This window comes from Tistrella mobilis, assembly GCF_039634785.1.
Classification (GTDB): Bacteria; Pseudomonadota; Alphaproteobacteria; order Tistrellales; family Tistrellaceae; genus Tistrella; species Tistrella mobilis.
This window is the reverse complement of sequence record NZ_JBBIAB010000014.1, coordinates 116,510-125,289: the sequence shown is the minus strand read 5'-3', so window position 1 is coordinate 125,289 and position 8,780 is coordinate 116,510. Positions and strand designations below refer to the sequence as shown.

At 67.5% G+C, this 8,780-nt stretch carries 11 protein-coding genes and 2 pseudogenes; 1 reads left to right on the top strand and 12 read right to left on the bottom strand.

Annotated elements, in window-relative coordinates; all coding sequences use genetic code 11:
- Window positions 1–203, top strand: a pseudogene (locus WI697_RS19315) (ISAs1 family transposase); the annotation flags it as partial.
- 216 nt (window positions 204–419) lie between these two features.
- On the opposite strand, the pseudogene WI697_RS19310 reads toward WI697_RS19315, so the two are convergent.
- From WI697_RS19310 to ccoS, 12 genes and pseudogenes are all read right to left on the bottom strand, one after another.
- A pseudogene (locus tag WI697_RS19310) lies at window positions 420–509 on the bottom strand (DUF3800 domain-containing protein); the annotation flags it as partial.
- Window positions 510–637: 128 nt separating this feature from the next.
- On the bottom strand, window positions 638–1,318 hold the full coding sequence (locus WI697_RS19305; protein WP_345959615.1) for a DUF6064 family protein: 681 nt from the start codon (window positions 1,316–1,318) through the stop codon (window positions 638–640).
- On the bottom strand, window positions 1,318–2,289 hold the full coding sequence (locus WI697_RS19300; RefSeq protein ID WP_345959614.1) for an aldo/keto reductase: 972 nt from the start codon (window positions 2,287–2,289) through the stop codon (window positions 1,318–1,320). Before WI697_RS19300 ends, WI697_RS19305 begins: the two co-directional genes overlap by 1 nt.
- A 112-nt stretch (window positions 2,290–2,401) precedes the next feature.
- Entirely contained in the window at window positions 2,402–3,049 is a 648-nt protein-coding gene (locus WI697_RS19295) for a trimeric intracellular cation channel family protein (RefSeq protein ID WP_082828883.1), read from the bottom strand.
- Between the two features lie 13 nt (window positions 3,050–3,062).
- Window positions 3,063–3,242, bottom strand: a complete 180-nt coding sequence (locus WI697_RS19290; protein WP_082828885.1) for a hypothetical protein — start codon at window positions 3,240–3,242, stop codon at window positions 3,063–3,065.
- Between the two features lie 39 nt (window positions 3,243–3,281).
- Complete coding sequence (locus WI697_RS19285; RefSeq protein ID WP_298647640.1) at window positions 3,282–3,716, bottom strand: hypothetical protein; 435 nt, start codon at window positions 3,714–3,716, stop codon at window positions 3,282–3,284.
- A 100-nt stretch (window positions 3,717–3,816) separates the two neighbouring features.
- On the bottom strand, window positions 3,817–4,602 hold the full coding sequence (locus WI697_RS19280) for an SDR family NAD(P)-dependent oxidoreductase (RefSeq protein WP_345959613.1): 786 nt from the start codon (window positions 4,600–4,602) through the stop codon (window positions 3,817–3,819).
- Between the two features lie 26 nt (window positions 4,603–4,628).
- The gene (locus WI697_RS19275; RefSeq protein WP_345959612.1) at window positions 4,629–5,423 is read right to left on the bottom strand and encodes an SDR family NAD(P)-dependent oxidoreductase; all 795 of its coding nucleotides are present in this window, start codon (window positions 5,421–5,423) and stop codon (window positions 4,629–4,631) included.
- Between the two features lie 31 nt (window positions 5,424–5,454).
- Window positions 5,455–6,741, bottom strand: coding sequence for a TRAP transporter large permease (locus WI697_RS19270; protein ID WP_345959611.1), 1,287 nt, complete (start codon window positions 6,739–6,741; stop codon window positions 5,455–5,457).
- Window positions 6,738–7,352 (bottom strand): TRAP transporter small permease, encoded by a 615-nt coding sequence (locus WI697_RS19265; protein ID WP_345959610.1) that lies wholly within the window; start codon window positions 7,350–7,352, stop codon window positions 6,738–6,740. Before WI697_RS19265 ends, WI697_RS19270 begins: the two co-directional genes overlap by 4 nt.
- A gap of 4 nt (window positions 7,353–7,356) precedes the next feature.
- Window positions 7,357–8,343 carry a TRAP transporter substrate-binding protein gene (locus WI697_RS19260; RefSeq protein ID WP_345959609.1) on the bottom strand — a complete coding sequence of 329 codons (987 nt, stop codon included), beginning with the start codon at window positions 8,341–8,343 and terminating at the stop codon, window positions 7,357–7,359.
- 228 nt (window positions 8,344–8,571) lie between these two features.
- Entirely contained in the window at window positions 8,572–8,757 is a 186-nt protein-coding gene (gene ccoS, locus WI697_RS19255) for a cbb3-type cytochrome oxidase assembly protein CcoS (protein WP_014748517.1), read from the bottom strand.
- Window positions 8,758–8,780 lie beyond the last annotated feature (23 nt).

The window sequence follows — 8,780 nt, the reverse complement described above, 5'->3', positions numbered from 1 at the left end:
TGCACTGGGTTCTCGACACCACCTTCCGCGAGGATGAGGCCCGCGCTCGCAAGGACCACGGTCCGGAAAACCTCGCCATCATCCGAAAACTCGCCCTCAACGTCCTCAAAACGGCCAGGCCGTCCATCTCCATCCGTCGCAAGCGAAAGCGATCCGGATGGTCCGACGCATTCGCCCGATCCGTCATCGGGCAAATGCGATAGCCCTGGGTATCACCCGATCGGGTATTGCCAGATCGGGTGATGCCCGCCATATTAGAGATGGAGGCTTTGTGGCGGTTACGCTGCATTGCCTTTTTTCGTTGCAACGGCGGCACGCGGCCGTAGATCCCGGATTTCCTTGACGCCCCAGACGGCGTCCCCGCCATCGGTGAGATGGCGATAGCGCATACGCCTGACGATCTCCACAAGTCATATCCGGCGATCTTCGACAGCAACCCCGGCCAGAACTTCATAAGGGGAGTACCGCCGATCCTGCCCCGATTCATCGACAAATAATGCCCAGCTCACCTGCGGAGCCCCCGTCATCAGCCTCCTGGGAGCATGCTCCGATGCCATGCCCCCATCATCGATCTGACATGCAATATTGCATAATCCCAGGTAGATTTTTCAGAAAAATATGTCGTCAGATTTGCGGGCTAATCGACCTTCTCCCGCGGCAACAGCGTCGCCGCCACCGCCGCCGCGGCGAGGGCCGGCAGGATCCAGGCGTCGGGCCAGTCCATGGCGATCTGGGTGAGGGTCGAGAGCAGGCACCAGAGCAGCGGCACCGGCAGGAGCAGCAGGCGCAGGCGGAGCGGTTTCAGGGCAAGCAGGCCCAGGGTGAAGAGCGCGGTGGCATCCGGGGTCACGCCCACAAGTTCGGCCGAGAGCCAGGGCCGGCCCGAAAGCGGCGCGGCGAGCGGCAGCAGGATCACGGCTGCGGCCATGACCAGCAGGCCGGCGTCGCGGGCGGCGGGCGGGACGCGGACATCCGGAGGCTGTTCCGGCTCGGCGAAGGCCGTCGCCAGCAGCAGAACGCCCTGCAGCATGAAGCCGGCGGCCGGCCAGACCGCCGCCCAGTTGATCTCGCCGTAGCGCTGATAAAGGAAATCGGTGCCGATCCACACCCAGACCACCGCCAGGATCGGCAGGGCGATGCGCATCATCCGCGGCTCCACCCCGCCACGCCGCAGGATCAGCCAGGGGATCACCAGCATGGCGATGACGGCCGGGATCTGCAGCGGCCAGATCGCCTCGTGATAGCGGATGAACAGGCGCTGATAGGTCTCGGGGGCAAACAGCAGGAAGTCGTTCAGGGTGTAGTCGGTCCAGGGCATCAGACGGCCGCCTCGACATCCGCGGCGATCCGCTCCCGCAATGCGCGATCCGGCAGCGGGCCCGATGCCGCCGCCAGATTCTCGCGGACATGGTCGACGCGGGTCGTGGCCGGAATGACGCAGGTCACCGCCGGATGGGCCAGGATGAATTTCAGCAGCGCCTGCGCCCAGCTCGACACCTCCAGCTCGCGCGACCAGCCGGGCAGCGGCACCCCCGCCAGCCGCCGGGTCAGCGCGCCCTGGCGGAAGGGCCGGTTCACGATCACCGCCTGGCCGTGATCGGCCGCGAGCGGCAGGATCCGCGCCTCGACCTCGCGATCGAGCGGGTTGTAGGTGACCTGCACGCTGTCCAGCTTCTGCGTCGCCATCACCTCCTCGAAGCTGTCATGGCGCCGGCCTTCCGAAGTGGTGATGCCGACATGGCCCAGGCGGCCTTCGGCCTTCATCGCGAACAGGGTCTCCAGATGATCCTGCCAGGCGAGGAGGTTGTGGACCTGCATCAGGCTGAACCGTTTCACGCCCCAGAACCGGCGCGTCTCCTCGATCTGCCCGGGCCCGTCGCTGCCCGACGAGGTCCAGACCTTCTCGGCCGAAAACACGCGGTCGCGGGCATCCAGTGTCGCGAGCCCCTGGCCGACAACCATCTGCGACGAGCCATACATGGGCGAGCTGTCGATCACCCGGCCGCCGGCATCGAAAAAGGCGCGCATCACCTCGGTACAGCCGGCGATGGCTTGCGGGTCGCGACCGACATTGAAGGTGATCCAGGTGCCGAGCCCGACCGCGGGCAGCAGAACGCCACTCGACGGAATCGGCCGGTGGAACGGGCCGTCGGCTGCCGTCGCCGTCCCGGCGGCGGCGGCCGCGACCGGCTGCAGGGCAAACGCCGCCGCCCCTGCGGCCAGGCCGCCCAGGACGTCACGTCGTGTGGGCCGGAGGATGGGCCGGCCGGTGAAAGGCATCTCCGTCATCGGGGCGGGTCTCCGGTGACCGGGCTGGAATGAGGCGCAAGCCCGTTCATACGGATCTGTGTCGCAAATCCGATATGGCAACCCCATTGTGCCGTCCTGTCGGGGCCCGTCGTCAGCTCCGGTCCTCCCGGTCCGGCAGGCGGGGGACGGGCAGCTGCCAGCCATGCCGGATCGCCATGACCCGCAATCCGAAACAGAGCGCCGCCCCGGCCAGCATCGAGGGGGCGGCCGGCAGGTCGAGCGCATGGGCGGTGACCACCACCCCGGCACCGGCGAGCGCCGCGACCGCATAGAGATCCGCCTTCAGCACCGCCGGTACCTGGGCGACCAGAACGTCGCGCAGAATGCCGCCGCCGATGCCCGTCAGCATGCCGAGCAGCGCCGCCATCGCCGGCTCCAGCCCGGCCCCCAGCGCCTTCTGCGCGCCCGAGACCGCGAACAGCGCAAGCCCCGCCGCATCGCTCACCTGCACCGGGTTGCGGAAGCGTTCGATCAGGGCATGACGATAGAAGGTGAAGATCCCCGCCACACAGGCGGTGAGCACATAGCGCGGCTGGCTGATCGCCGCCGGCGGCACCGCGCCGATCAACAGATCGCGCAGAATGCCGCCCGCACTCGCGGCCGCAAAGGACAGCACCAGCACGCCGAACAGGTCCAGCCCCCGGCGCACCGCGACCACGGCCCCCGACAGGGCGAAGACGAAGGTGCCGATCAGATCGAGTGCCGCCAGCACCGTGCCGGCGGTCAGGATGTCATCCACGACGCGCCCCGGCTCAGGCCCGCCCGGCCACACGCAGCATCAGCCGCCACGGCCAGCTGAGCGCATTGATCACGCCGTCTTCTCCCCCCTTGGCCGCCAGGCTGCGGCGGGTCTGCTCCGCCATCCAGAAGCAGGAGAACAGGCCAAGAAGTCCCAGGACCAGCACGTAGGGCATGATGGCGTCGAAGATCATGTTCATCGGTCTCAGACCCTCACGCAGTTGGGATAACCCTCACCCCGCCTGGGCGACGGCGATCTGCATATCGAGAATATAAGCGCACAGAACGACCACACCAACCACAAGCACCGCACTCACCCACATCGCGATAGACGGCGCACCTCTGGCGACGGCCAGCATGCCGAAAAGCAGCCAGAGCATGGCAGAGAAGGTGATAAGCAGGAAGCCGCAGATCCGGCCCGGCCGCGTGACCGATACCCCGTGCTTCAACATATTGACGAAGACACCGGCGGCGATGGACAGCCCGGCAAAGATGAGGTGGCCGCACCAGTTCTGTTCCGAGATCGGCGCCGTGTCCGGTGCCGTAACGACACCGCTCAAAATGGCCAGCGCGACGACGAGATGCGCAAGAACCGGCGACACGCCGAACCCCGCCGCGATGAGAAAATTGACCCGCTGGTCCTTTCGCGTCTCGTCGATGGCCGCCACACGCGCCTCCTCCCGCCAACGTGGCGAGATCATGCCGTGGCATGAAAATCAATTCAAGAGGGATGAGGGCCAATTCAAGAGGGACGAGGGCCGGGCATCATCAATCCCTGATCCCGACCGCCTGAAACCCGCCATCGGCCGCGACGATCTGGCCGGTGACGTAACCTGCGGCATCGCCGGCCAGGAAGCGGATCACGCTGGCCATCTCTTCGGGCGTGCCATAGCGGCCGAGCGCCACGCGCTCTTCCCACGAGGCGCGGACCTCGGGGCGGTGGACGGCACGGGTCAGCGGCGTGTCGATCGGGCCCGGCGCGACGCAGTTGACCCGGATGCCGTAAGGCGCCAGTTCCAGCGCCATCACCTGGGTCAGCAGATGCACGGCCCCCTTGGACGCGCCATAGGCGGCCCGGCCGCGATTGCCGCGCAGCCCCGAGACCGAACCGACATTGACGATCGCGCCCGGCCGGCCCGCCGCGATCAGCCCGCGGGCGACGATCTGGCCCAGCATCATCGTGCCGCGCAGATTGATGCCGATGATCCGGTCGAGCAGCGCCGGATCGGTGTCGAGAAACGGCACGTCGACGCCGATCCCGGCGCTGTTGACCAGCACCCGGACCAGGCCGTGATCGCGGGCGATGGCCGCCATCGCCTCCGCCACCGCCTCGGGGTCTGAGACGTCGAAGGCGGCAGGGGCCGCATGCAGCCCCTGCGCCTCCAGTTCTGCTACCACCCGGGCGGCCCCCTCGGCATCGCGATCGGCGGCCACGACCATGGCGCCCGCCTCGGCCAGGGCCCGGGCGGTCGCGAGGCCGATCCCGCTTGCCGCCCCGGTCACGACCGCGACGCGGCCGTCATGAAAGCCATGTTCGTCGCGTTCTCCGGTCATGATCGTCTCCTTGTCCGGGATCGCCGTCAGGCAGCGCGGCAGGACAGCCCGCCATCGACCGGCAGGCAGTGGCCGGTGATGTAGCCGGCATCGTCGGAGGCCAGGAAGACCGCCGCCCTGGCGATGTCCCAGCCATCGCCCATCCGCCCGGTCGGGCAGGCGGCGTGGCGCTTCGCGATCATGTCCTCGGCATCGGCATACTGGCCGACGATCTGGGTGCGGATCAGCGGCGTGTCCATCATGCCGGGCATGATGGCGTTGCAGCGGATGCCCTGCTTTGCATATTCGAGCGCGATGGCGACGGTCATCTGGTTCACCGCCGCCTTGGCCGCGTAATAGGCGAGATAGGGATAGTTGGTCCAGCGGATCGCCGCCAGCGACGACACGTTGACGATGGCGCCGCCGCCACCCTTCAGCATTTCCGGGATGGCATGCTTGCAGGCCAGAAAGACCGAGGTGGCGTTGACGTCGATCGCCCGCCGCCAGCGCGCCTCGTCCAGCTCCACCGGCCCGCCCATCTCGGTGATGCCGACATTGTTGTGCAGCACGTCGAGCCGGCCGAAGGTCTCGACCGTCTTCGCCACCGCCGCCGCGATCTCGGCCGAAGAGGTGACGTCGGCCGTGACCGCGATCGCCTCGAAGCCTTCATCGCGGATGATGCCGGCGGTTTCTTCTGCCGCCTCGGCGACGCGGTCGACGCAGACCACCCGCGCGCCCTCGCGGGCGAAGAGCACGGCGGTGGCCTTGCCGTTGCCCCAGCCCGGGCCGCTCGATCCGGCACCGAAGACGAGGGCGGTCTTGTTCTCCAGACGCTTGGTCATCGGAAAGCTCCAGTATTTCGGGCCCGCGGCATCAGCCGGCGGCAAGGCCCGGCAGCAGCAGCGAGGCCTGCGGCACCAGGGTGACGAGCAGCAGCACGGCCAGCGCCGCCGCCAGGAAGGGCAGGATCGCGACCGAGCCGCGTTCCAGCGGCGACCGCGCAATCATGCAGGCGATGTTGAGGCAGAGCCCGACGGGCGGCGTGATCAGGCCGATGCACAGGTTCAGCACCACCACCACGCCGAAATGCACCGGGTCGACGCCCAGCGCGAGCGCGATCGGGTAGAGCACCGGCACCAGCATCACCAGGGCGGCATTGGCTTCCAGGAACATGCCGATGATCAGCAGCAGCACGTTCACGACCAGCAGGAAGATCAGCGCATCGGAGACATTGGCGAGCACGAAGGCCGAGACCGCCTGCGGCACCCCGGTATAGGCGAGCAGCCACGAAAACAGCTTGGCGGCACCGACCACGATCATGATCACCGCGGTCGAGCGGCCGGCCGAGACCAGGGCGGCATAGATCCGCTTCAGATCCAGTTCCCGATGCACCACGCCGCCCACGAAGAGGGCATAGACCACCGCCACGCCGGAACATTCGGTGATGTTGAACACGCCCATCCGGATGCCGACCAGGATGAAGACCGGCATCAGCAGCGCAAAGGCGGCGCGGGCCAGCGCCCGGCGGACGGTGCCGGGCGGCCGCTTGCCCGTCCGTACCGCCGGCGCATCGCGGATCGCCAGCCGCCGCGCGATCCAGAGCATGGCGACGGTGTAGAGCAGGCCCGGGATCACGCCGGCCAGAAACAGATTGGTGATCGACTGGTTGGTCAGCACCCCCATCACGATGAACGGGATGGAGGGCGGGATGACCGGTGCCACCACATTGGCGGCCGCGATCAGCGAGGCGGCGAAAGCGGGCCTGTGGCCGACCTTGACCATGGCCGGGATCATGATCCGGCCCAGTGCCGAGGTGTCGGCCACGGCCGATCCCGAAATGCCGGCGAAGAGGGTGGAGGCGACCACGCCGCTCATGGCGAGCCCACCCGGCTTGTGGCCGAGCATGGCATCGGCCAGTTCCAGCAGCCGCCGGGTCATGCCGCCCGCGGTCATCAGCGAGCCCGCAAGCAGGAAGAAGGGAATGGCGAGCAGGGTGAAGCCGTCGATGCCGCCGAAGATCGATTGCGGCACCACCATCAGATTGATGTCGCCGACCCAGAGCAGCACGCCGACCACGCCCGCGATCACCGCAAAGCCGATCGGCACCGCGATCGCCATCAGCCCCAGGATCAGGATCAGCAGGATTTCGACCAGGGTCATCGGCGGACCTCTCCGTCACGCGCCGCTTCGGCGGCACGCATCGCCACCGGCACGAAGCCCTCGCCCTCGTCTTCCACCGGGGCATCCGGATCGGGCAGCGCCCAGTCGGCGCCCGGCCGCGACAGCCGCGCGATCACCACCATGATCGCGATCAGCACGCCGCCCACCGGCATCGCCATATAGGGCACCGACATCGGCACCTCGAAAGCGGGGCTGTCCTGGAAGGAATTGAGATCGGCAAAGGCCAGGCCGTGGATCACCAGCACCGCCGCCACGCCCAGCATCACCAGGTCGCGGACGATCCGCAGCGCCGCCGCCGGGCCGGACCCCAGCCGTTCGATCAGCGCGGTGACCGCGACATGGCCGCCGCCGCGCAGCACCGCGGCCGATCCGACCATCGCGATCCAGGGCATCAGGAACCGCGCCAGTTCCTCGCTCCAATAGGGGGCTGCATCCAGCACATAGCGGGCGAAAACCTGCCAGACGATCGCCCCGGTCATGGCCGCGATCATGAGGGCGAGCACCCCGTCGAGCACGCGCTCGACGAGGCGCCCCAGACGTCCGGCCCCTGCGGCGACGCCGCCGGGGCCGGACGTGCGCTTCGGGGTCATGTGCTTACTTGACCGCGCGGATCTTTTCGACCCAGGGCTTCAGATCGGGGAAGGCATCCGGCATGTCGGCCAGCCTGGCCGCAAAGGCGTCGCGGTCGACGGCGACGAAGGTCATGCCCTTGCCCTGAAGCCGCTTCTTGATCTCGGCTTCCATGGCCGCCATGCGGGTACTGGCATCGTCCATGGCCTTGCGGCCCTCTTCGATCAGCACGGTGCGCACGTCTTCCGGCAGGCGCTTCATCCGCGCGTCGTAGAAGATGAAGGTCATGGCGCCGATGACATGGGCGGTCTCCATGACATGGCTCTGCACCTCGTCATAGCGCATGCTCTCGATGATCTCGAGCGGGTTCTCCTGCCCGTCGACCACCTTCTGCTGCATCGAGGTGAAGAGTTCGGCCACGCCCATCGGCACCGGGCTCGCACCCAGCTTCGCCCAGGTCATCGAATACATCTTGAGCGGCGGCACGCGCAGCTTCAGACCTTTCAGATCCTCCAGCGTCGGCACGGCGCGGTTGGCGGTCAGATGGCGGGCACCGCGATAGCCGGCGCCGACGATGCGGAAGCGGGTCTGGGCCGCGATGGCATCGGCCAGTTCGGCACCGATCGGGCCGTCATAGACCTTCCGGAAATGATCGAGATCGCGGATCAGATAGGGGAAGGCCTCGACGCCGGCCACGATGCCATAGCGGTCGAGCGTGCCGATCGACTGCAGCACGATGTCGTTGGTGCCGATCGCCAGACCTTCGATCGACTGCGGCCAGTCGCCGGTCGATCCGGAATCGGCGATCTGGATCTTCACCTTGCCCTGGGTGCGGTCTTCGACCGCCTTCTTGTAGGCTTCGGCGGTTTCGTACCAGATGTTGCCGGGGGTATAGACATGCGCCATCTTGAGGACGATGTCCTCGGCGCGTGCGACACCGGTGGTTGCAAGTGCGATACCGAGCACGGTCGCACAGGTCGCGAGGCCGCGACCGATCATGGTCCTGAGCATCCGGGCTTTCCTCCCTGCGCCGGTTGCCATGGTGCGCGACCCGCTTCTTGTCCGGTCGTCGATCGCCATGGCCGTGAAGGGTCAGCCTAACAGGCCCGGCCTGCATACGCAGAGGCCCGGGTCCGCCAAATGGACCCGGACCCCCATGAAATCTTGAAGATCAGCCGTTTCCGCGGTCTTCGGACCATATGACGGACCATCGGTCCCGTCAGCGGAACCGGCGGTGGATCAGCCCTGCCGCCGTCTCTCCGCCGGCGGTTCGTCGGCGGGCTGATCGTCGTCATCCATCAGGATGCGATGGGCGGCGCCTTCGATATCGTCGTACTGGCCGCTCTTCAGCGACCACAGGAAGGCGGCGAGCGCACCGCCTGCAAGCAGCAGGCTGGCCGGGATCAGATAGATGAGAACGTCCATGGGACGATGGCCTTCCGGAGGGG